17 protein-coding genes and 2 pseudogenes are annotated in these 21,867 nt (G+C 70.8%); 11 read left to right on the top strand and 8 right to left on the bottom strand.

Features of this window, described 5'->3' with window-relative positions; translation table 11 throughout:
* Positions 1 to 54 precede the first annotated feature (54 nt).
* Positions 55 to 894 carry a class I SAM-dependent methyltransferase gene (locus RLT59_RS20480; protein ID WP_311304726.1) on the top strand — a complete coding sequence of 280 codons (840 nt, stop codon included), beginning with the start codon at positions 55 to 57 and terminating at the stop codon, positions 892 to 894.
* A gap of 74 nt (positions 895 to 968) precedes the next feature.
* Here the strand turns inward: RLT59_RS20480 and RLT59_RS20485 are convergent, their stop codons facing one another.
* Positions 969 to 1,775, bottom strand: a complete 807-nt coding sequence (locus RLT59_RS20485) for an SGNH/GDSL hydrolase family protein (protein ID WP_311304727.1) — start codon at positions 1,773 to 1,775, stop codon at positions 969 to 971.
* A gap of 365 nt (positions 1,776 to 2,140) precedes the next feature.
* On the opposite strand from RLT59_RS20485, the gene RLT59_RS20490 reads away from it, so the two are divergent.
* The 5 genes from RLT59_RS20490 (at position 2,141) to RLT59_RS20510 (ending at position 5,788) form a co-directional block, all read left to right on the top strand.
* Positions 2,141 to 3,127: a GlxA family transcriptional regulator gene (locus tag RLT59_RS20490; RefSeq protein ID WP_311304728.1), complete on the top strand. Its 987-nt coding sequence runs from the start codon at positions 2,141 to 2,143 to the stop codon at positions 3,125 to 3,127.
* 131 nt (positions 3,128 to 3,258) lie between these two features.
* On the top strand, positions 3,259 to 3,870 hold the full coding sequence (locus RLT59_RS20495; protein ID WP_311304729.1) for an isochorismatase family protein: 612 nt from the start codon (positions 3,259 to 3,261) through the stop codon (positions 3,868 to 3,870).
* Positions 3,871 to 3,907: 37 nt separating this feature from the next.
* The gene (locus RLT59_RS20500) at positions 3,908 to 4,693 is read left to right on the top strand and encodes a DeoR/GlpR family DNA-binding transcription regulator (RefSeq protein WP_311304730.1); all 786 of its coding nucleotides are present in this window, start codon (positions 3,908 to 3,910) and stop codon (positions 4,691 to 4,693) included.
* Positions 4,694 to 4,721: 28 nt separating this feature from the next.
* Positions 4,722 to 5,102 carry a DUF4406 domain-containing protein gene (locus tag RLT59_RS20505; protein ID WP_311304731.1) on the top strand — a complete coding sequence of 127 codons (381 nt, stop codon included), beginning with the start codon at positions 4,722 to 4,724 and terminating at the stop codon, positions 5,100 to 5,102.
* Positions 5,099 to 5,788 carry an NUDIX domain-containing protein gene (locus tag RLT59_RS20510; protein ID WP_311304732.1) on the top strand — a complete coding sequence of 230 codons (690 nt, stop codon included), beginning with the start codon at positions 5,099 to 5,101 and terminating at the stop codon, positions 5,786 to 5,788. Before RLT59_RS20505 ends, RLT59_RS20510 begins: the two co-directional genes overlap by 4 nt.
* Here the strand turns inward: RLT59_RS20510 and RLT59_RS20515 are convergent.
* A complete protein-coding gene (locus RLT59_RS20515; protein ID WP_311304733.1) occupies positions 5,782 to 6,657 on the bottom strand; it encodes an NmrA family NAD(P)-binding protein in 876 nt (291 codons plus the stop codon). The two genes, RLT59_RS20510 and RLT59_RS20515, sit on opposite strands and share 7 nt — an antisense overlap.
* 90 nt (positions 6,658 to 6,747) lie before the next feature.
* Between RLT59_RS20515 and RLT59_RS20520 the strand changes: the two genes are divergently transcribed.
* Entirely contained in the window at positions 6,748 to 7,530 is a 783-nt protein-coding gene (locus RLT59_RS20520) for a TetR/AcrR family transcriptional regulator (protein ID WP_311304734.1), read from the top strand.
* Between the two features lie 103 nt (positions 7,531 to 7,633).
* Here the strand turns inward: RLT59_RS20520 and RLT59_RS20525 are convergent, their stop codons facing one another.
* Entirely contained in the window at positions 7,634 to 9,256 is a 1,623-nt protein-coding gene (locus RLT59_RS20525) for an adenosine deaminase family protein (RefSeq protein ID WP_311304735.1), read from the bottom strand.
* A 311-nt stretch (positions 9,257 to 9,567) separates the two neighbouring features.
* Between RLT59_RS20525 and metG the strand changes: the two genes are divergently transcribed.
* The 4 genes and pseudogenes from metG (at position 9,568) to RLT59_RS20545 (ending at position 13,527) form a co-directional block, all read left to right on the top strand.
* Positions 9,568 to 11,289: a methionine--tRNA ligase gene (gene metG / locus RLT59_RS20530; protein ID WP_311304736.1), complete on the top strand. Its 1,722-nt coding sequence runs from the start codon at positions 9,568 to 9,570 to the stop codon at positions 11,287 to 11,289.
* 47 nt (positions 11,290 to 11,336) lie between these two features.
* A pseudogene (locus RLT59_RS20535) lies at positions 11,337 to 11,765 on the top strand (DUF4097 family beta strand repeat-containing protein); the annotation flags it as partial.
* 12 nt (positions 11,766 to 11,777) lie between these two features.
* Complete coding sequence (locus RLT59_RS20540; RefSeq protein ID WP_311304737.1) at positions 11,778 to 12,749, top strand: ATP-binding cassette domain-containing protein; 972 nt, start codon at positions 11,778 to 11,780, stop codon at positions 12,747 to 12,749.
* Positions 12,746 to 13,527: pseudogene (locus RLT59_RS20545) on the top strand (ABC transporter permease). Before RLT59_RS20540 ends, RLT59_RS20545 begins: the two are co-directional and overlap by 4 nt.
* 76 nt (positions 13,528 to 13,603) lie before the next feature.
* Here RLT59_RS20545 and RLT59_RS20550 read toward each other — a convergent pair.
* From RLT59_RS20550 to RLT59_RS20570, 5 genes are all read right to left on the bottom strand, one after another.
* Positions 13,604 to 14,140 carry a hypothetical protein gene (locus RLT59_RS20550; protein ID WP_311304738.1) on the bottom strand — a complete coding sequence of 179 codons (537 nt, stop codon included), beginning with the start codon at positions 14,138 to 14,140 and terminating at the stop codon, positions 13,604 to 13,606.
* A gap of 138 nt (positions 14,141 to 14,278) precedes the next feature.
* Positions 14,279 to 14,608 carry a hypothetical protein gene (locus RLT59_RS20555; RefSeq protein ID WP_311304739.1) on the bottom strand — a complete coding sequence of 110 codons (330 nt, stop codon included), beginning with the start codon at positions 14,606 to 14,608 and terminating at the stop codon, positions 14,279 to 14,281.
* 417 nt (positions 14,609 to 15,025) lie between these two features.
* Positions 15,026 to 16,297, bottom strand: coding sequence for a TIGR02679 family protein (locus RLT59_RS20560; RefSeq protein ID WP_311304740.1), 1,272 nt, complete (start codon positions 16,295 to 16,297; stop codon positions 15,026 to 15,028).
* Positions 16,294 to 20,541 (bottom strand): TIGR02680 family protein, encoded by a 4,248-nt coding sequence (locus tag RLT59_RS20565; protein WP_311304741.1) that lies wholly within the window; start codon positions 20,539 to 20,541, stop codon positions 16,294 to 16,296. Before RLT59_RS20565 ends, RLT59_RS20560 begins: the two co-directional genes overlap by 4 nt.
* A complete protein-coding gene (locus tag RLT59_RS20570; RefSeq protein WP_311304742.1) occupies positions 20,538 to 21,866 on the bottom strand; it encodes a TIGR02678 family protein in 1,329 nt (442 codons plus the stop codon). The genes RLT59_RS20565 and RLT59_RS20570 overlap by 4 nt, the downstream gene beginning before the upstream one ends.
* Between the last annotated feature and the right edge of the window lies 1 nt (position 21,867).

The following is a 21,867-nucleotide window of genomic DNA, read 5'->3' on the forward strand; positions in this document are numbered from 1 at the left end:
GGACCGGCGACAATTCGTTCGCCCCGTCCTCGGCCTGTGGATAACCTCGCCGGCATGCATACACCGATACCCGCCGACTGGCGCGAAGCCAACCGCGCCATGTGGGATGAACGTGTGCCCATCCACTACGGCAGTGACTTCTACGACCTGGACTCCTTCCGCGCGGGCAAGGACGCCCTGCGGGCCTTCGAGCTGGCGGAGGTCGGGGACGTGACGGGCCGGTCGCTGCTCCACCTCCAGTGCCACATCGGGCTCGACACCCTCTCCTGGGCCCGGCACGGCGCCGCCCAGGTCGTCGGCCTCGACTTCTCCGAGCCGGCCGTCGAGACCGCGCGCTCGCTGGCCCGGGAAATCGGCCTGCCCCCTGACCGGGCGGCGTTCGTCGCCGCCGACGTCTACGACGCGGCGGAGGCCGTCCCGGACTCCTCGTACGACATCGTCTACACCGGCATCGGCGCGCTGAACTGGCTGCCGGACATCGACCGCTGGGCCGACACGGCCGCCTCGCTCGTGGCGCCCGGAGGGTTCCTCTACCTCGCGGAGTTCCACCCGCTGACCGACTGCCTCGACGACGCGACCGGTGAACGGATCGTGCACGACTACTTCAGCCGCGAAGCCTGGGTGGACGAGACGCCGGGCACGTACGCGGACTTCGACGCGCCGACCGTCCACAACCGCAGCGTCGAATGGCAGCACCCGGTGGGCAGCGTGGTCTCGGCACTGGCCGCCGCCGGGCTGCGGATCGAGTTTTTGCACGAGCACGACACCTCACTCTTCGCACGTTTTCCCGTGCTGGAGCGGCAGCCGGACGGCGGCTACCGCTTCCCGACGGAGCGGCCGCGCATCCCGCTGATGTACTCGATCAAGGCGACCCGCCCGCAACGGCTTCCCTGACGGCAGCGGCGCGGCAGGGCCTCGGAGCCGGGGCTCCTGAGCCACTGCCGCGCCGCCGCTGCTTCCCGTGGGCCCTACGCTGCCGAGCTGAAGGCGGGCAGATAGCCGCCCGACTGTCCCTCGGCCTTGGGGTGATACGAGTTCTCGATGGGGATCGAGACGCTGTGGAGCCACGGGTCGCCGGAGCACAGCTCGTGCCCGGTGAACTCGTCCGCGACACCGGAGAAAGTGAATCCGGCGTCAGCGGCCTGCTTGGCGATCACGTCGTTCAGCACGTCGGACGCGTTGTTGATGGCCGTGCGCTCCGCTTCCGTCAGCCCGGCGATGCAGCTTCCGCCGATCCGGTAGAAGCGCGGGTAGCCGAGCACCACGACACGTGCCTGCGGGGCCTTCGAGTGGATGGATCCGTAGAGGGAGCTCAGACCGGCCGGCAGTGAGCCGTTCATCTGCGACACGGCCGAGTCCACGCTTGAGAGGCAGGCGGCCTCACCGGACAGCACGCAGTCCTGCATGACGTCCGCGAACCCGACGTCGTTACCGCCCGCGGTCACGCTGACCAGGGAGGTGGACGAGTTCAGCGGGCCGAGCTGGCTGCTCGCCACCGAGCTCGTGGTGGCGCCCGAACAGGCGACGAAGTCGAACGAGGACGGTGAGTTCGCCGCCGCCCAGAGATAGGCGTAGGCGTTGGTGCTGCGCCGGCAGTCACCGCTGTCGGAGAGGTAGTTCCCCGCTCCGACGCCGGACGAGTACGAGTCGCCCAGAGCGACGTACCCGCCGGCGGCGGCCGAGGAGGATGCCGAGGCCGGCTGGGCCATACCCAGAGCAGCCGCGGCGGCGAGGAGCAGAGTGGATGCGGACGCCCAGAATCTCCGTACTGACATAGCTGTCAGCCCTCCGAAGTGTGGGGGGGTGGGTGGGGGGTTGATGGAGCGTCAACTGTTGTAGCAGCTATCGGTACCAGTCGGTAATAGGCAGGCGGGAACCTGTCGGAATTGCCCGAATGATCGTTCGGTACCCGTAGCTCCGCGCGTAGATATTCCTCGAACTCCACCCGAAACAAGGGGTTTACGTCCGCCTGGTCGCCACTTCGCAGGTTCTCGCGCCACGGCCCGACGCATGCTTGAGGAGCGGTTCAGGGGAGCGGTTCATCCGGCGGGCTTCCCGCAGGCTGGTGTCCGGGGTGGATGTCCGAATGTGACAGACACCTGTCATTGCGGCCGTGTGTTCGGGCGGTCACGATGGACGCATGCCCTCCAGCACCCACCGCGTCGTGATCGCGGTCTTCGCCGATGTCGACCTCCTCGACGTCACCGGTCCGGCCGAGGTGTTCGCCCTGGCCAACCGGGAGACCGGCGGCGACGCGGGGTACGAGGTCAGGCTGGCCGGGCCCGAGCGGGGCCCCGTCGTCACGTCGGCGGGGGTTCGTCTGGTGGCGGATCTGGCGTTCGCGGAGGTGGCGGGTGCGGTGGACACCCTGCTGGTGCCCGGCGCCGTCGATATGCGCCCCGAAGGTCCGGTGGCCCGGGTCGACGATGACGTGGTCGCCTGGGTACGGGACACGGCTCCGCACGCCCGCCGTATCGCGTCGGTGTGCGTGGGCGCCCACGTACTGGCGGCGGCCGGTCTCCTGGACGGGCGGCGGGCGACCACTCACTGGTCGACCGCCGCACAGCTGGCGGCCGACCACCCCGAGGTACGGGTGGACCCCGACCCGATCTTCGTCCGCTCCGGCAAGGTGTGGACGGGTGCGGGCATCAGCACCTGCATGGACCTCGCGCTGGCGCTGGTGGCGGAGGACCACAGCGAGGAACTGGCGCTGATGGTGGCCAGGCAGCTGGTGATGTACCTCAGGCGGCTGGGCGGCCAGAGCCAGTTCAGCGTCCCGCTGAGCAGGCCGGCTGCGAGCCGTCGGGACATCGACGAGCTGCGGGTGTTCATCACCGGACACCTGGACGCCGACCTCTCGGCGCCCGCGCTGGCGGAACGCATGTGCCTGAGCGAGCGGCACTTCGCCCGGGTCTTCCATCAGGAGACCGGCACCAGTCCGGCCGCGTATGTGGAAGCGGCCAGGGTCGAGGCGGCGCGCCGATTGCTCGAAGCCACCGATGAGCCGCTGGAGCGGGTCGCGGCGGCGGCCGGTCTGGGCTCGGTGGAGACGTTGCACCGAGCGTTCCGCAAGCAGATCAGCACCACCCCGGCGGCCTACCGCCGCCGCTTCCGCACCACGGCCTGACCTGCTCTATCTCTGCTCGGCCGACGCGCGACCGCGCCCGGTCCGACCCTGCGTGTCCCAACAGAGCCCGGTTGGGACAGATCTCTGTCCGTTCGGTCCGAACGGCCCTGCCCGAAAAGGAATCTTCTGCAATGAGCGTCTCCACGACCCTGCGCGACGTCATCGGTCTCGACGACACGCTGCCCGGCCTCGGCTCGGCCACCCTGCTCATGATCGACTTCCAGAACACCTACCGCACCGGCGTCATGGCGCTGGAGGGCGCCGAACCCGCCCTGGCCGCCGGAGCGCGCCTGCTGGCCGCCGCGCGTGAGGCGGGGGCGACGGTCATCCACATCGTCAACGACGGCGGTGAGGGCGGTCCGTACGACATTCGTGCGGAGATCGGCGCCATCAGCCCGGAGGTGGCCCCGGTCGCGGGTGAGCCGGTCGTCGTCAAGCAGTTCCCCGACGCCTTCCGCGGTACAGACCTGGAGGCGGTCCTGCGGGAGCGGGGCGCCGGTCCGGAGCTGGTGCTGGCCGGGTTCATGACCCACATGTGCGTCACGTTCACCGCGCAGGGCGCCTTCAACCACGGCTACCGGCCCACGGTCGTGGCCGAGGCCACCGCCACCCGCTCGCTGCCCGCCCCGGACGGCGGCGCACTGCCGGCTGCCGCCCTTCAGGCCGCCGCCCTGACCACCGTCGCGGACCTCTTCGGCACGGTGGCCCCGACGGTCGGCCACCTCACGAACTCACACAGGTAAATGTTCAAACGAACATAGTCATGTTAGAAATGGGGGTATGGGTGTCGCCAACCGTCTTGACCTGACCTTGCGGCTGGTGCAGGGCTCCGACCGGGTTTCCGTGTCGGAGCTCTCGCATCGCCTGGGGGTCTCCGAAATGACCGTGCGCAGAGACCTCGACGCACTTGAGCGCCAGGGGCTGGTGCGCCGGGTGCACGGAGGTGCCGTCGCCACGCGGTCCCGTGAGGAAGGGGCGGGGTTCTCGGCGCGCGAGCCGTGGCAGGCCGCGACCAAGGACCGGCTCGGGGCGGCGGTGGCCGCGATGGTGGAGCCGGGTTCCAGGGTGCTGCTGGACGCGGGCACCACCACCGTCCACGTCGCGGAGCACCTCGCGGAACGGGCCCCGCTCACGGTGGCGGTCCTCAGCCTGCAAGCCGCGGTGAGCCTGGCGGACCGGCCCGGGATCGACCTGTTGGTCGTGGGCGGCCGGTCCCGGCCCGGCGAGCGGTCCTTCGTCGGGCCGCTGGCCCTGCGCACGCTGGAGGCGCTGGCCTTCGACTGCTTCGTACTGTCCATCGGCGGTGTGCACGCCGAGTACGGGTGGTCGGAATTCTCGCTGGACGACGCGGCGGTCAAGCAGTCCGCGCTCGCGGGAGCCACCCGGACGATCGCGGTGGCGGACGCGACCAAGCTCGGGGTGCGCGCGTTCAGCCGGGTCGCCCCGCTGGGCGCGGTCGACGACTTCGTCACCGACGCCGCGGCCGAGGACCCGGCCACCCATCCCAACGGCCCCCAGACCCTCACGGCCCTGTGCGACGAGGGTGTCCGCACCACCCTGGCCTGAACCCGGCCCACTCCGAGGAGCACCCGTCATGACTGCTGCCGTTCCGCGCCCCCTGATGATCCTGGTCGCCGGTCCCTACCGTTCTGGGACCGGGGGCGACCCGGCCAAGCTCGACGCCCATGTACGCGCGATGAACCTGACCGCACTGGCGCTCTTCCGCGCGGGCCACCTGCCGCTCACCGGGGAGGCGCTGGCCCTTCCGCTGGTGGAGGCCGCAGGGAGCACGGGGCCGGGCGACCCGGTCTTCCAGGAGATCTTCCACCCCGTCGCCGAGCGCCTGCTGACGCGCTGCGACGCCGTACTGCGCATCGGAGGCCCCTCGGAGGGCGCGGACCGGATGGTGACGACGGCCCAGGGCCTGGGCCTGGACGTCTGCACCGGCATCGACGACATCCCGGCCGCGCGGTGACCGCCGGCCTGGACACCCCGGACCGGCGCGGGCGCACGGGCCTGGACCGGCAAGGCCGTGACCTGACCGGGAACCCGAGGGTGCGCGTCAGGGACGTGGACGTGCTCTCCTGCGACTGGTACGTCCTGCGCAGGACGACCTTCGACTACCGGCACAGTGACGGGCATTGGAGCCGGGAGCAGCGCGAGACGTACGACCGGGGCGACGGCGCCACGGTCCTGCTCCACAACTCCGAACGTCGCACCGTGCTGCTCACCCGGCAGTTCCGCCTGCCCGCGTACGTGAACGGGCACCCGGACGGGATGCTGATCGAGGCAGCTGCCGGGCTGCTGGACGGTGATGCCCCTGAGGAAGCCATTCGCCGGGAGGCGGCCGAGGAGACCGGACACGTCATCGGAGCTCCCGAGCCGGTGTTCACCGTCTACATGAGCCCGGGGTCGGTCACCGAGCGCCTGCATTTCTACGCTGCCCCCTACGATCCCGTGACCGAGGCGACCGAGGCGAACGGCGGGTACGGGGTCGCGGAGGAGGGCGAGGACATCGCGACCGTGGAACTCCCCTTCGACGAGGCGCTCGCGATGATCCGGAGCGGGGACATCGCAGACGCCAAGACCATCATGCTGCTCCAGTGGGCAGCTCTGGACGGACCGTTCAGGCACCCCGGTCCGGCGGCCCGCCCCTACTGACCGCTGTTGTCGCCGGCCGTCTGCTCGCGCAGCACGGTGCTCATGCCGATGGGCTCCCGCCCGAGCAGTTCGGCCAGCGTCGGGTCGACCGCGGCGAATTCACCGGCGCGGGCGGCCGCGAAGATGCCGAGCAGCTGGTCCGCGACCTCTGCGGGGGTGCCGTGGCCCACCAGCTGTTCCCGGAATTCGGCGTCGGGCACGGTGGTCCTGGTGGTGGTGCGGCCCGTGATCCCGGCGGCGATGCCCGCGATGTCGTCGAACGTGAGCGCCTGGGTGCCGGTGAGCGGTGGTGTGGGCCCCTCGAAGCGGCCCTCGTCGGCCAGGATGGCCGCCGCCGCGTCCGCGAGGTCGGCGTGCGTGGTCCAGGCCACCGGCCCGTCCGCGGGGAGCGCGATGTCACCGGACTCCAGACCCTGGGCGGCGAACTGCACCGCGCTGGCGGCGTAGAAGCCGTTGCGCAGGGAGGTGAACGGTATGCCGGAGGCGCGCAACGCGTCCTCGGTGGCGGCGTGGTCGCGACAGGCCTGGAAGTGCGAGGCGTGGCCGGCGCCCATCTGGCTGGTGTAGAGGATGCGCCCGACGCCCGCTGCCACCGCCCCGGCGATCGCGGCGCGGTGCTGCCGCACACATTCCTCGCCCATCTTGTCCACGGAGACGATGAGCACCTGGGAGGCGCCCTCGAAGGCGTGGGCGAGGCTGTCGGGGTCGGTGAAGCTGCCCTGCCGCACCCGTACGCCCCGGTCCGCGAACGTCTTCGCCTTCTGCGGGTCGCGGACGCTGACGCCGATCCGGTCCGCCGGTAGGCGCGCCAGCAGCCTCTCGACGATCTGACGCCCGAGCTTTCCGGTGGCTCCGGTCACGATGATCATGATGTGCTCCAATGTCGTGTTTCCAGTGGAATCACTTGCACAGTAACATTGGAATTATCGATGGAACCAGTCAGGCTGTATCATCGATATATGGCACCACGTTCACGCGACACCGACACCGACACCGACGCCGCCAGAGGTATCGCCGCCGCCGCTGATGTCGACGGCGACGGCGACGTCGATACGCATGCGCATGGGCAGCCCAGGCAGCGGATCGTCGAGGCGGCGGCCGGTCTGCTGGCGCGCGAGGGGCGCGATGCCGTCACCACCCGCGCCGTCGCGGTCGCGGCGGGCGTTCAGCCACCGGCGATCTACCGCATGTTCGGCGACAAGGGCGGGCTGCTCGACGCGGTGGCCGAGTACGGCTTCGCCACGTTCCTCGCGACCAAGCACGTGGACCCCGACCCGCCGGACCTCATAGAGGACCTGCGGGGCGGATGGGATCTGGCGGTCGAGTTCGGCCTCGCCAATCCGGCGTTGTTCACGCTGATGTACAGCGATCCCACGAGGCCCGCGTCTGCGGCCTTCAGGGCGGGCCTGGAGATCCTCATGGGGCGGATCAGGCGGCTTGCCGCCGGGGGCTGGCTCCGGGTCGACGAGGAGCTCGCGGCGATGCTCATCCACGCCACGGCGCGGGGCGCGGTGCTCACCTGGCTGTCCCTGCCGGAGGACCGGCGCAACCCCGCGCTGTTGACGACGCTCCGGGAGTCCATGGTCGACGCGGTGACCAACCGGGAGCCGGCGGTACGGGACGCGGGTCCGGCCGGTGCCGCCCGCGCCCTGCGCGCCGCGCTGCCGGAGCAGACGGTTCTCAGTGGCGCGGAGCAGCACCTGCTGAGGGAGTGGCTGGACCGCGTGGCCTCCGACGGCTGAGCCGCACGGCACCGACCGGGCCGGGCCCGACGCACCGCACCGACCGGGCGCTACACCGCCGCCACCGCCGCAGCCGTCACATCGCCGCAGCCGTCACACCGCCTCAGCCGCGTCCGCTGTTGTCGCGCTCGAAGGTGGCGAAGGCAGCCTCCTGGCGCCACTCCGTCGCGGCCTTCGGGCTGGCGGCGAGGTAGCGGGAGCAGCGCGGCCCCGGACGTCCGGCGCCGGGCCGGTCGCCGCGGCAGGCCGGGACCAGCCGGTAGCCGGAGGGAGCGGAGCCGTCGGCCCACAGACTGCGGCCGTCGCGGAACGCGTACTCCAGCGAGGCGCGGGCCAGGTCCTTCAGCTCGGTGTAGCCGAGTCCGTAGGTCCGGGCGGCGTACTGGTACTCGTGGCTGACGTCGATCCGCGAGACCCCCGGGTCGTCGGTGGCCAGGATCACGGGGACGCCGTAGCTGCGGTAGGCGTTGAACGGGTGGTCGTCGCCCGCGATGCCGAGGATCTGCTTGTTGCTGGAGAACGGCACCTCGACGGCGACCTTGCGCTGAGCCATGGTCCGGGCGAGCTGCCGCCAGTTGTTCTCGTGGACCAGGTCCACGCCGTGCCCGATGCGCTCGGCACCGGCGACGAGCACGGCCTCGCGGATGTGGAAGGTCAGGTCCTCGGGCTTGACCAGGCCGGGGGCCAGCTCACCGGCGTGCAGGGTGAGGTGGGCGCCGGGGTACTGGCCTCGCAGGTACTTCAGCATCCGCATCTGGAGCCGGTAGTCGGCCAGCGCGCTCTCCCCGTCCTCGGGCTGTACGAGGTTGACCGCGACGAACCTCGGGTCGCGCTCCGCCAGCCGCATGCCCACCGCGATCTGTGTGAACACCCGCGCCGGGGAGCTGCCCCGGGAGACCTGGGAGATCCACCGGACGGGCAGCCGGCAGCCCGGGTCGGGGCGCGCGGTGTCGCAGTGCGCGGCAGCCCGGAACTGCACGTCGGCGTCATCGGCCTCCTGGACCGCGTCGTCGACGACCCGGTCGAGCTGCCCTCCGGCCAGCAGCTTGCGGTGGAAGGCGGCGAGGTCGGCGTCGTAACCCACCTTGTCGGCGAGCTGCTTGGCGCTGTCGGAGGCCGGGGTGACCATGGTCTCCAGGTAGAACTGGTTCTGCTTGACCACGGTGTCGGCCACATTGGCGAGGAGCTTGCCGCGGTCCCAGGTCGCCCGCCCGAACTTGCCGAACGTGTCGAAGAAGTGGTCGTGCCCGGACTGGTCGGCCGGGAAGTCCTGCATGGACCAGGCCCTGACGATCTGCTGCCGGAACGCGGCGTCCGTCCGGGCGTCCGACGCGGGCCGCGTGCCCGTCCCGCACGGCGGTGCGACAGCCGTCATCGTCGCGTCGATGCAGAGGCCCTGCTCGATCGCGAGCTTGATCAGGAACTCGGTGGTGGCCGCGCCGGACAGGTGGTTGTGGAGGTCACCGCCCTTGGGCAGGTCCTCGAAGAAGGCCTTCAGCCGCGCGGGCCTGTTCCGCAACGAGCCGAGGTACGCGGCGGTCCTGCGCTCGGCCGGGGTCACCGCACGGGGCGGGGCCTGCCTGACGCTCTGTGGCGACGCGTCGTTCGTGGGCGTGGCCGCGGCGGTGGCCGGGAGCGACGGGAGCAGGGTCAGCGCGGCGAGTGCGCCGAGCCCGGCCAGCAGGCGGGGCTTGGGACGGTGTGCCGTCCGGGTTGTTGAGATCACGGCCGAATGATCGCTTCCGATCCGGGAGTTCCTCCCCCGAACCGCATGTATGGACTGAAACTTCCACCCGATCGAGTGCCTGACCAGCAGCTCGGACAGAAGGCGGCAAGCCGCTCCGGGACAGTGGCACCACCCTGAACCAGGACGGTTCGGCCGCCGTCATCGTTCTACGTCACCGGCTCCGTCTACGCGGCCCGGCTCGTGCGCGACACGGTTGAATGACCTGGGCGGCCGGCACCGGCCGCACCCCCGACCGGGGCCCGCCGAGGCACAGCCGCGGGCGCCGTACGTACGGAATGGAGCATCCAAGGATGGCTCGACACCTGGTAACCAGCGCGCTTCCCTACATCAACGGGATCAAGCACCTGGGCAACATGGTCGGGTCGATGCTTCCGGCGGATGTGTACTCCCGGTACCTCCGCCAGCGTGGCCATGACGTCCTGTACATCTGCGCGACGGACGAGCACGGCACGCCCGCCGAGTTGGCGGCGAAGGCGGCCGGACTGCCGGTGGCGGAGTTCTGCGCCCAGGCCCACGACGCGCAGAGGGCGGTCTACGACGGCTTCCAGCTGGCCTTCGACCATTTCGGCCGCAGCTCCTCACCGCAGAACGCCGAGATCACACAGCACTTCGCACGCCGGCTGCGGCAGAACGGCTTCATCGAGGAGCGGGCGATCCGCCAGGTCTACTCGCCCGCCGACGGCCGCTTCCTGCCCGACCGGTACGTCGAAGGAACCTGCCCGCACTGCGGATACGACAAGGCGCGCGGCGACCAGTGCGAGAACTGCACCCGCGTACTGGATCCGACGGACCTGCTGAGCCCGCGCTCGGCGATCAGCGGTTCCACGGAGCTGGAGGTCCGCGAGACCACGCACCTGTTCCTGCTCCAGTCGAAGCTTCAGCACGAGGTCGAGGCGTGGGTGGCCGCGCACGAGGCCGAGTGGCCGCAACTGTCCTCGTCCATCGCCCGCAAGTGGCTCACCGAGGGCCTGCACGACCGCGCCATCACCCGTGACCTGGACTGGGGCGTCCGCGTCCCGGCCGACACCTGGCCGGAGCTGGCGGCCGACGGCAAGGTCTTCTACGTCTGGTTCGACGCCCCGATCGAGTACATCGGTGCGACGAAGGAGTGGTCGGACGCCGCCCCGTCAGGCGAGCACCGTGACTGGAGGTCATGGTGGTACGAGGCCGAAGACACCGTCCACTACACGCAGTTCATGGCCAAGGACAACGTCCCGTTCCACACGGTGATGTTCCCGGCCACCGAACTCGGCGTGCGGGAGCCGTGGAAGAAGGTCGACGTCGTCAAGGGCTTCAACTGGCTGACGTACTACGGCGGCAAGTTCTCCACCTCCCAGCGACGGGGCATCTTCACCGACGCCGCCCTGGAGACCCTGCCGGCCGACTACTGGCGCTACTTCCTGATCGCCAACGCTCCCGAGTCCGACGACTCCTCCTTCACCTGGGAGCACTTCGCCGCCACCGTCAACAAGGACCTCGCCGACACCCTCGGCAACTTCGTCAACCGCGTGCTGTCCTTCTCCCGCAAGCGGTTCGGTGACGACGTCCCGGCGGGAAGCCAGGCAGGAGAGGCGGAGGCGCGGCTCGGTGAGGAGTGCGCGCGCCTCCTCACCGAGTACGAGGAACACATGGACGCCCTCCAGTACCGCAAGGCCGCCGCCGCGCTGCGCGCCCTGTGGTCGGCGGGCAACTCCTACCTGGAGGGCAAGGCCCCCTGGCTGGAGATCAAGACAGACCCGGAGGGCGCGGCCCTGACCCTGCGCACGGCGATGAACCTCATCCACCTCTACGCGATCGTCTCCGAACCGCTGATCCCGGCCGCGGCCGCCGCCATGCGCGGCGCCTTCGTGGTCGAGGGCGACACCGCGAACTGGGTGACCGCCGAACAGGCGGCTTCCCTGAACGCCGTCCCGGCCGGTACACCGTTCACCGTGCCGCCGGTGCTCTTCGCGAAGATCTCCGAGGAGGACCTGGAGTCCTTCCGGGCGCGCTTCGGCGGAGCCGACGCCTGACGGGACGGCCCCGTACCCGCGTACCCGTACTCGTATGCCGTGCGCCGACCGTCCAACTGCCCGCCGAATCCCGCGTCGAGGCGAACGCGGCGGCCGCCGAGTTCCGGGGCGTCGGGCGGCTCGGTGACGTCGCCTTCGAAAGCGCTCAGGGCTCGGTCAAGCTCGACCGGGTCGTCGGCGCACACATCAGCCTCCTCGCCGGTGACATCTCGGTCGGCCACCTGGGCGGCCCCGCGGAGATCAGCACCCAGAAGGGCGACCTGCGGATCGTCGAGGCCGTGCGCGGCACGGTGGTCCTGCGCACCCTGTCCGGCGACGTGTCGGTCGGCGCCGCCCGCGGCGTCTCCGCGTCCCTGGACGTCGGCACCGGCTACGGCCGGATCGAGAACGCGCTGAAGAACACCGGGGGCGCCGCCGCCGGTCTGAACATCCGCGCGACCACCACCCAGGGCGACATCGTCGCCCGCAGCCTCTGAGGAGCAACTGTCATGAAGAACCTGGCCGTTGAGGCGAGCGGACTGCGCAATACCTGCGGGGAGAAGGCCGTTTTCGACGGGATCGACCTGGCGGTCCCGGCCGGCACGGTCTTGGCGCTGCTCGGCCCGAACGGTGCGGGAAAGACCACCGCCGTGAAGATCCTCTCCACGCTCGTGCCGCCCGACCCCGGCGCCGGCCCCATCCGGGTCGGCGGCCACGACCTGGCCACGGAGCGGCAGGCGGTACGTGCGGCGATCGGCGTCACCGGCCAGTTCTCCGCCGTCGACGGCCTGATCACCGGCGAGGAGAACATGCTGCTGATGGCCGACCTGCACCACCTGTCCCGTACCGAGGGCCGCCGCGCCACCGCAGAACTACTGGAACGCTTCGACCTCACCGACGCCGCGAAGAAGCCCGCCTCCACCTACTCCGGGGGCATGAAGCGCCGTCTCGACATCGCGATGACCCTGGTGGGCGGCCCCAGGATCATCTTCCTCGACGAACCCACCACCGGCCTGGACCCCCGCAGCCGCCACAACATGTGGCAGATCATCCGGGAACTCGTCTCCGACGGCGTGACCATCTTCCTCACCACCCAGTACCTCGAAGAGGCCGACGAACTCGCCGACCGTATCGCCGTACTCAACGACGGAAAGATCGCCGCCGAAGGCACCGCCAAGGAACTCAAACGCCTCATCCCCGGCGGACACATCCGACTCCGCTTCACCGACCCCGCCACCTACCGCCACACCGCGACCACCCTGCCCGACGCCACCCACGACGACGAAGGGCTCTCCCTGCAGATCCTCAGCAACGGCAGCCAGCAGGAACTGCGCACCATCCTGGACCGCCTCGACGCCGCCGACATCCGGGCCGACGAGCTGACCGCCCCCACCCCCGACCTCGATGACGTGTTCTTCGCCCTCACCGCATCGGCCAACGCCCACGAGATCCCAGGCCAGTTGAAGGAGACAGCCCGGTGAGCACCCTGCCCCTCGCACGCGACTGCACCACCATGCTGCGCCGCAACCTCCTGCACGCCCGCCGCTATCCCTCCCTCACCCTCAACCTCCTCCTCACCCCGAGATGCTGCTCCTGCTCTTCGTCTACATCTTCGGCGGCGTGATGAGCGCCGGCCTCGGTGGCGGCGGCGGGGACCGCTCCGACTACATCGCCTACATCGTTCCCGGCATCCTGCTCATGACCATCGGCAGCACCGTCGTCGGAACCGCCGTGTCCGTCTCCACCGACATGACCGAAGGCATCATCGCCGGCTTCCGCACCATGGCCATCCACCGCGGCTCCGTACTCGTCGGACACGTCGTCGGCAGCGTTCCGCAGGCAGTCATGAGCGTCGTCCTCGTCGGCGCCGTGGCCGTGGCGATCGGCTTCCGCTCCACCGACGCCGCCCCCCTGGAGTGGCTCGCCGCCTTCGCCCTGCTCGTCCTCTTCGCCACCGCGCTCACCTGGATCGCCGTCGGCATGGGCCTCATCAGCCCGAACGCCGAAGCCGCCAGCGACAAGGCCCTGCCGATGATCCCGCTGCCCCTGCTCTCCAGCGCCTTCATCCCCGTCGACACCGTGCCCGCCTGGTTCCGGCCCATCGCCGAGTACCTGCCCTTCACCCCCGCGATCGAGACCCTGCGTGGGCTCCTCCTCGGCACCGAGATCGGCAACAACGGCTGGCTCACCATCGCCTGGTCCCTCGCCGCCCTCGGCTACCGCTGGTCGACATCGACCTTCAACCGCCACCCGAAGTAGCGGCCGCGGCGCCGCACAGCACCTCACCTCAGCAAGCCCGCATCCCCGGCCTCACCGAACCCGTGACCGCGGCAGCTCAGTCCGCGTCCGCGCTGGACAACGCTTCGGTGATCAGACGGGTGGCGAAGTCGGGGTCGTCGGCGATCCGGTTGATGTGTTCCGCGAGCAGGAACGCGGTGGCCTCAAGGGGAGTCATCTCCGCTTCGGTCCAGTCCCCGTACTGCTGGCGCCACAGATTGGGGCTCAGGCCGGTGCCCGCGGCGATGACGAGGCCGGCCATGGTGGGAATGACCTCGCGCGGGCAGCTCCTGGGCATCATGCGCATCGAGGCGACCAGAGTCGGCACCACGTACTCGATGACGTCCTTGTCGACCTGCTCGTGGGTCATCCGCAGCCACTTCATGAACATGAAGATGAGCGTGCACGCGCCGTCCAGCAGATCCTGAGCCCCCTCCGGACCCAGTGACTCGGCGAACCGGTCGACCATCTCCTGCTGTTCGGAGTCGCTCGCGGCCTCGCCCGCATGGACACGTCTGAGCCTGGAGTCGATCATCATGATCGCCGTCCCCACATCGCCGGCCGGAGCGTTCTGGGGGTCGCAGGGCGATGACACAGGGTTCCTCCTCAGTTGCCCACGGTGGGCGGCGCGGCGGATTCGACAGTAGACCGCCGACGGGGCGCGGGTCCCGGAAATTCCGGCGCAGGGCCCGATCGTGGCCGAGACCCCGCGATCGTGCCCGGCCCCCGGCCGTCAGCGGTCGGTGTCCGGGGGCAGGTGGAAGCTGAGGCCGGAGACGTCACGGGCCTGGATCACCGGGGCGGACTGCGTCCCCCCGCTGATGCTGTTATGCGCCTCACCGCCGGCGCCCGACTGGGCGGCCCGCCACCACGCGTCAAGGAGTGCGCGAAACTCCGCGTCCAGGGCGGCCCGTACGCCCAGAGCCGTCACCAGCGCCTGTGCGTGCAGCGGGTCGGCGGGATCGCCCGCCAGGGCGGCGGCCTCCGGCTCGCCCGAGCGGACCACGGCCGCTCCGCCCCCTTCCGGGACCTGTGCCGTACCGCGCCGGGACGGACGCCTCACCAGCGCGGTGAGCCCCTGTCAGCTCTGACGGCCTGCCTCGCCGCCCGCACTTGAGGCAGGTGCCGCGAGCGCCGCCGCTGTGATCGGGTCCATGAGAGCACTCCCCTGAGTCACGATCCGTACGGAACACCTTAGATCCGGGGCGCGGAGCGGTACAGGACGCCCAACCGGGGGCTACGTCCACACGGCAGCCACGACGGCTGCGGCTGCCGTGAACGACCCGACGGCAGAAGGCCCACTGCTGCTTGTCGCGCAGGCCCGCCGAAGCGGTCACCGCCGCCTTCGCCGATATGTGATCCAGGTGACTCAATGCGTGTGAGTGTGCGGACCTGCACCCCGCCTTGCTCCTCGGGCGCACAACGAATCAGGCCCGGTACCGAGTGAGCGGGACCGAGCTAGGTCGGGCACCTTGTCTCCCTACGGGGGACCCCACAGATCGTTCACCAGCAGGTCAAGCGTTGCCTCCTCATGGAGCACCACCCCGAGCGCTGCCATGGCAGGGGCGAGACCGGCGTCCCACACCGCGCTGACGGGCTCACCGACCAGCGGCAGTGGGGGGATTCCTTCGGCCTGGCTGCGCGTGGCCAGGTGTTCATAGTCGTCAGCGCCCATGCGCCAAGGCCGGGCTCCGTAACGGCGCATGATCCGGTTCGCCAGAGCGATGCCCGGCCAGTCGAAGTCGCCGTGGTAGGCGAAGCGGCAGCCGCCCGAGGCGAGGGCGTCGAGAAGGGTGAGGACCACCGTCGCGGCGCTGCCGGAGGTGCAGACCAGGGCCTGCGAACAGCCCGCGTCCGCTGCGGCCTCCACCACACGCGGGTTCTCGCAGATGTGGACGACGGAGCCGGCCGGCAGGTGAAGTCGCACGTCACGCAGGTCCCGGGACGTCAGGTGGGTCTCCGCATGGTGATCGGCTCGCTCCCGCAGCGACCTCGCGTGCCAGTCCTCGCCGAGGGGCCGGAGGCCGTACGTCAGCACTGTGCTGGAGACCTCGTCCGGGGTGACCGCGACCAGCCGCCACAGTGACCGTCGGCCGACCGCGTCACCGGGAAGATCCGTGTCGTGGGCCAGCGCGATACCTCGGTGGACGAGACGGGCGAGCCAGGTGCCGTCGTCAAGCCCGTGCGCCGAGCCTGTAACCGAAGCGGCCAGCTCGCCGCGGCCCCGTGTGCCCGTACGGCGTGGGTCGAGCAGCATGCCGAGCACCTGGACTGCCTGCTGAAGCGTGCGTACGGCCACTTCCGTTGCCACACCTTTCGGGACGCCTGTGCGGCGCAGCACATCCGACCACTCCTCAACCCACTCCAGCCCAGCCAGCGGCGACGCGTCGAGGGACGAGGCGAGCGCGGCCCAGACGCGCTGACGCTCTGCCGCCTTCTGCTCGCGGGCCGCGCGGCGGTCGACGAGCGAGGGGCCGAGTTCCTCCAGGACCTGCCTGAGCCCGAGCCCCGCGGCCGAGGCCCGCAGGCGTTCGTCGAGCACGTCGAGCCTCACCGTCACCGCCGTACCGGTGAGGGGCTTGCCCAGCAGGAGCGACAGGTCGTTCCGCTCCTGGGAACTCACCGCCGTCAGCCGGAGGGAGCCGGTGGACCGCACCCCGTTGCTCTCCAGCCGTTTGCGTGCCGCGCTCCAGAGCTGGACGAGGCCGGGACCGGCCAGCCAGTCGCGCGTGGCGGGCGGGAGGGCGCTCATACCGACGCCAGCCGCCGGTGGCGGCCGTTCCACGTGTAGTGCAACGTGGCCACTCCGCGTACGTGCGGGTCGCGCAGGCACTCGTAGATGTGCAGGGAAGGGACCTCGGCCCAATTGCCCATCAGCCGCTCGCTCGTGAGGACGAAGTCGAGGTCCAGATCGACCAGGATGCGGCCCAGCCGCCCATGTGTGGGTTCGTCGACCTTGGCGAAGGCGTCGTCCAGGAAGATCAGCCGGGGCGCGTGCGGGGCTGAGTCGGCGAGGCTGGTGAAGTGGGCGGCAGCGGCGGCGAAGAGCACGAGGTAGGAGAGCACGCGCTGCTCGCCCTGGCTCAGGCCCGTGCGGCCGGTCAGCTTCCTTCTGCGCCCGGGGGCGGCGTCCTCGACGACGAACGTGTGGAAGGTGAACCAGGAGCGGTAGTCCAGTGCGGTGCGGAGGTGGGCGGTGTAGCCGGCGGACGGCTCGGCGCGGCGGGCGTCCTCGATGCGTCGCTGCAGTACGTCGCGGAGCTGCTCGGTCTGCTCGCGCGTCCGGAGGCCCGACGGGCTGCGCAGCAGTTCGACGGCCACCCGCACATCGGTGTCGGCGTCATCGTTCAGTTTCCAGAGAAGTTCCACGCCGAGGCCGTGCGAGGTCCGTACGGTCTTCAGCGTCTCGTTGAGTGCCGCGACCAGATTGGCCGCCGTGACGACCTGAGTGGAGAGGTGGTCGCCGAGCTCGCCGGTCAGGAAGCGCTGGAAAACGTGGCTCTCGCGTTCGGTGAGCCGTCCTCGCGCCTCGGCGGCTTCCACGGCGATCCGCTCGCCCACGACCGCGACGTCATGCGAGCCGTGGTCGTCGAGCAGGCGGCACACCTTGATGCCGTCGTGCTCGTCGAGCTGCGCGTCGTAGCCGCCCGCCAGTTGATCACGCAGTGTTGTGTGCCGTTTGAGGAGAAGGCTGTCGGACACCTCTTCCCGGTGACGGCCGAGACTCCGATCCACCGCTTCCGCCAGCGTTCGCAGTGCGCGCAGGCGGTCGCGCGCGTTGGAGCCCGGGTCGTCCGGTACCTGATCGGGGAGGGACGTACGATCCAACCCCGCTCCGATGACGACTTCCGGACGGCTGAGAGCACCGCGCAGTGCGCGGCCGGTATCGATCACGGCTGCTTCTTGGTCTGCCAGTTCCTCGCGTAGGCGCTCCTCCTTCTCCTCCGCCCGCACACGTCGGTCGCGCAATCCGTTGTGGTCGCGCTCTCTCGCCGGGATGGCCCTCACGGCGTTCGCGATACGGTCCTTGGCCGCCTGTTCGTCGGCGAGGATCTCTTCCTCGGACGATCCGAGAGCGGCCTCCCGGATTCGCAGATCCTGCTGCGCGGCTAGTAGTTGCCGGTGGCGGAGCCGGTAGCCCTCTTCCGCCTCCGTCCGCTTCTCGCGGGCCGCCGCGTACCGCCGGTCGTCCGCCTGGCTTCCGCTGAGCCGCGCGACCGTACCGTTGACCGCCCTGCGCAGGTGGCCGACGCCAGTGAACAGCGAGGCCAGGGCGGTGCGCACACGGTCCAGTGCGACGATGTCGGTGGGCAGGCCATGGGCGGTCGCGGTGGCGTCCGCCTCGGAGCGCGTCGAAACGGCCAGGGCACGGGCCTCCTCCGCCTGGCGTGCCGCCTCGGCCGCCTTGGCGGACAGCGCTCGTGCCGCCCTCTCCTCCGAGGCATAGGTGTTCCAGGCGTCGGAGAGCCGCTGCGCCCGCGGGAAGTCGCGTTCCGCTTGCGCGAGGGCCCGTCGCCGGGAATCGGCTGCGGCGAGCTCGGTACGGGCTTCGGCCAACTGTCCTTCCACCCACCCGAGCCGGTCTTCCAGCTCGGCCAGCGCCCTCCGTCGGGTCTCGGCCCGCACCGCTGCGCCCACGTACTCGGCGGCGCTCTTGTGGTGCTGCCCTCGGAGGGCTCCCAGCCGCCAGCTACCGTCGAAGTGGACCGTACTCGCGGCCGCCGTCCCTGCGGCCGGTGCGAGCGCGATGGCTGACAGCAAGTGCTCCACCTGGTCGGATGTGATGCCACTGTCCGGCTGCGTGACCGGTCGCAGCGCCGAGGCGAGGCTCTGTGCCACCGGCAGCGGGTCGTGGGCCGGAGCCGGGTCGAGAAGGGTGTCGCCGGAGAGCGGGTCGAGAAGGGCGCCGCCCGTGCTGACCCACGCGTCGAGAAGGCCACTCGCCTCCAACGCCGCCTCCAGACCGGCCCGTTCGGCGGAGTTCAGGTGCTCGGCGAAGTTTACCAACCGGTAGAACGGTGCCCCGTTGGCAGGGTTTCGCACCGCGCTTCGGTGGTACGGGGCCGGAGGCTCCGGGTCCGTACGGCGTTCCCAAGCCCGCCTCTCCTCCGCCAGGCGGTCCATCTCCTCACCGAGTCGGCCGACGCCGACCGCGAGGGTGTCGCGATGCCGGGTGAGGGCGTCCGCGTACGGCTCAAGAACCAGATGTGCCGTCTGCCGCGCGACGGTGTCGATGCCGGCCGGGAGCGTGCGGGAGGAGAACGCCGCGTCGGAGTCGGCCGCGCAGGCCACTTCGGAGAGGACGGTGTCCAGCGGCGGGCACTCGGGCCCCGTTGCGGCCCGCGTCTCGCGCACCCACGCGGCGACCTCGTCAGCGTACTCCCGGCTCTCCTCGGCGACCTTCTGACGGCTGGCTTCGAGGCGGTCAGCGGCCTCCTCCGCCTCGCCCTCCAGCCGTTCCCGCACCTCGTCGGCCCGCACCGCGCCGCCTCGCGCTTCGACGGCCCGCGCGAAGAGACGGGTCAAGTCCTGGACGGTCCGCTGCCGGTTCCGTACGACGGTCTCGGCGGCCCCCAGTTGCTGCTGCCAGGACCGCAGTCCGGCCTCCGTCGTCGCCAGGTCCACCCGCACCACAGGTCGGTGCCGTACGGTCGGCGATTCCCCGTCCGGGCCGGTCAGCTCCGTCCGTGCCGACGGGGAACGCACGGTGTGCAGCAGAGCGACCGCCTCGCCGAGATGTGCGGCGGGAAGTACCGCCCGCTCCGCCTGGACCAGTAGCTCCCGGTGCTCCGTGGCCAGTTCGGTGAGCCGGGCGCCCAACTCCTGGCCGCCCTCGTCCAGCCGTTCGGCCGCGCTCTCCTCCGCCTCGTGCGCGCCGCGCAACGCGGCGAATGCGGTCATGGCCGCAGTGTGCAGGGCTTCCACCGTGCTGCGGCGCTCCGACAGCTCGCGCAGGCTGCGGTAGGCGTGGCTGTCGTGCAGAGCGGCGAGTTCCGTCCGGGCGGCCTTTTCCTCCTCGCGGAGTGTCTTCAGCCCCTCCTCCGATTCCTTCTCACGTTCCCTCAGGACGCTCGTCTGCTGGGCGGCGTCCCCGGCGTTCCGGCGGCGCTCGGCGAGCGTATCCAGTTCCTGGCTCACGTCCCGCGCCGCGGTGCGCAGGACTCCGGCGAGGTAGTGGCGGTAGTCGGAGAGGAAGGTGCGCAAGGCCGCGTCGGTGCGTTCCAGGCGGCCCAGTTCGGCCCGCACGGTGTCAAGATCGTGGAGGTTGCGCGCCACCTTCTCGACCACGTCCTCGTCGAGTCCGGGCAGGGTCTCGCCCAGCAGGACGGCGAGACCGCCGTGCTCGATGCGGTCCCCGACCGTGGGCCGCCGCAGCCGGTGCAGGAGCTGGGTGAGGTTGCGGTAGCGCGTCGCGTCCGTGATCCCGAAGAGGTCCCGGGCCACGCGGGCCCGGTGTTCGACCGGTCGGTCCGTCGTGTTGCCGGAGCCGACGATCTCCTTGAGCCGGTCGACGGCAAGGGGTTTGCCCGCCTCGACGAGGTGCAGGTCCTCGCCGACGCGCAGCGGGGTGATGAAGAAGGTCGGCACCGCCTTCTGCGCTGACTTCGAGGCGCGGATCGCGGCGCCGACTGTCAGACAGCGGTGGTCGCCTGCCTCGTCGGTACCTCGGAATTCCACCCACAGATAACCGAGGCGGTTGGTCTGCTCGAAGCCGTCCAGCATCAGCCAGGCGAGCGTCGTCCGCCCGGTGCCGGTGGCGTCGAGGGCCCGGGAGTCGCCGTCCAAGAGGTACGGGAGCAGCATCTCCAGGGCCTTGGACTTGCCCGCCCCGTTCTTGCCGCGCAGCAGCAGCCGCCCGTCGCCGAAGGCGAACTCCTGCTCGTCGTACTGCCAGACGTTCTGGATGCCCGCCCGGTGCAGCCGGAAGCGCGTACGCGCCGCCTGCGTGTGACCTGAACGTGGAAGGGGGACGAGACCACGAGCATCGGCGGTCATAGTGGCAACTCCTGCTGTGCGTCGGTGGATTTGTTCCGTCCGCCCGTCGTCGGCACGGTGACCTGGGTGGCGTAACGGGCCGCTGGGGCGAGCAGGACCCAGCCCTCGCCGCCGCTGGGGCGGGCCGCCCGGACGTCGGTGACCTGGCGTCCCTCCGGCAGCTCGTCGGCGTACTCCTCCGGCAGCCCCGCTCCCCCGGATCGCAGCGGGCCGGCCGGGGCGATCAAGCGCATGCGGGAGAGCAGGTCCAGCACGGCTTCGCGCAGGGCGTCGGGGTCTTCCAGGTAACCGCGCTGCCAGTTGCCGCGCTGTCCGTACTCGGTGATCAGCTCGGCCAGCAGCTCATCCACCACACCGTCCGGAACAGCGACCCCGACGACGAGGGCACCCCCGGTCGCGGGATGTCCGGGTTCAGATGGGCGGAGCCGCTGCACCAGCCTCTCCACCAGGAGCAACGCCGCCTGGGCGACAGTCCCCGTCCCCGGCAGGTGGAGATCGGTCAGCTCCTCCTCGGGGTCGACCAGGGCCACTCCCTCGGCCCGGATCTCCGTCTCCAGGCCCAGGAGTTCGAGGAACGCCTGGGCCTCCCGGCGCTGGCGGGTGCGGAGCCAGTCACGTTCGGTGTCGGTCAGTTCGTCGAGGTGGACGACAGGGGTCTCGACGAGCATTCGGCGCACATAGGTGCGCGGCCCTCCGAACCCCGGGTCCGCCGCCCGCCTGACCAGGTCGGCGCCGTCCCGCGACTGGGCGAGCGGTCCGGCCACGATGACACGGGCGAGCTCCCGGTCGACCGTGATCAGCGCCTCCCCGTCGGCCTCCTGGGCGATGACGCCCACGTGGCCGTGGGTCTCGATCAGGACGCCCCACTCGACCAGCTGCCGCAGCGCCGCGACCAGCGTCCGCTTCCCGGCCGCCCGTCCGGTCTCCTCCAGCTCGATGTCCGCGTCGGCCGCCGCGGCCCGGATGTCGGCGACGAGCTGCGACAGCAGTACCTGCTCCGGCGCGGTGACCAGCACTGACAGGGCCAGAGCCAGACACGCGTAGGTGTGCGGGGTGAAGGGCGTGCCGGTGGATCGTACGAGCCGGTGCCCCGACCGGGCTCCGAGCCCGGCCTTGAACAGCCGGGCGTAGGAGCTGTCGACCAGGAGGCGGTAGCCGAGCACTTGCTGGAACCGGCCGCCCAGCCAATCGGCGTGCCTGCGGACCAGGGGGAAGAGGTCGGCGTGCGGGCCGTCCGATGTGACCAGTGGGTGGGTGAGCAACAGCCGTGCCGCGGTGCGGCGTTCGGTGGCCAGAGCCGCGTCGTGGGCGGAGGGAAGTGTCATG

The sequence above is a fragment of the Streptomyces sp. ITFR-6 genome (assembly GCF_031844725.1).
In the GTDB taxonomy this organism is placed as follows: Bacteria; Actinomycetota; Actinomycetes; order Streptomycetales; family Streptomycetaceae; genus Streptomyces.

Coding starts and splice junctions, on each gene's coding strand:
- metG (WP_311304736.1), top strand. CDS start 9,568: ATGGCTCGACACCTGGTAACCAGCGCGCTTCCCTACATCAACGGGATC.
- RLT59_RS20565 (WP_311304741.1), bottom strand. CDS start 20,541: ATGACCGCCGATGCTCGTGGTCTCGTCCCCCTTCCACGTTCAGGTCAC.
- RLT59_RS20500 (WP_311304730.1), top strand. CDS start 3,908: ATGGGTGTCGCCAACCGTCTTGACCTGACCTTGCGGCTGGTGCAGGGC.
- RLT59_RS20505 (WP_311304731.1), top strand. CDS start 4,722: ATGACTGCTGCCGTTCCGCGCCCCCTGATGATCCTGGTCGCCGGTCCC.
- RLT59_RS20560 (WP_311304740.1), bottom strand. CDS start 16,297: ATGAGCGCCCTCCCGCCCGCCACGCGCGACTGGCTGGCCGGTCCCGGC.
- RLT59_RS20540 (WP_311304737.1), top strand. CDS start 11,778: ATGAAGAACCTGGCCGTTGAGGCGAGCGGACTGCGCAATACCTGCGGG.
- RLT59_RS20520 (WP_311304734.1), top strand. CDS start 6,748: ATGGCACCACGTTCACGCGACACCGACACCGACACCGACGCCGCCAGA.
- RLT59_RS20485 (WP_311304727.1), bottom strand. CDS start 1,775: ATGTCAGTACGGAGATTCTGGGCGTCCGCATCCACTCTGCTCCTCGCC.
- RLT59_RS20515 (WP_311304733.1), bottom strand. CDS start 6,657: ATGATCATCGTGACCGGAGCCACCGGAAAGCTCGGGCGTCAGATCGTC.
- RLT59_RS20490 (WP_311304728.1), top strand. CDS start 2,141: ATGCCCTCCAGCACCCACCGCGTCGTGATCGCGGTCTTCGCCGATGTC.
- RLT59_RS20480 (WP_311304726.1), top strand. CDS start 55: ATGCATACACCGATACCCGCCGACTGGCGCGAAGCCAACCGCGCCATG.
- RLT59_RS20495 (WP_311304729.1), top strand. CDS start 3,259: ATGAGCGTCTCCACGACCCTGCGCGACGTCATCGGTCTCGACGACACG.
- RLT59_RS20570 (WP_311304742.1), bottom strand. CDS start 21,866: ATGACACTTCCCTCCGCCCACGACGCGGCTCTGGCCACCGAACGCCGC.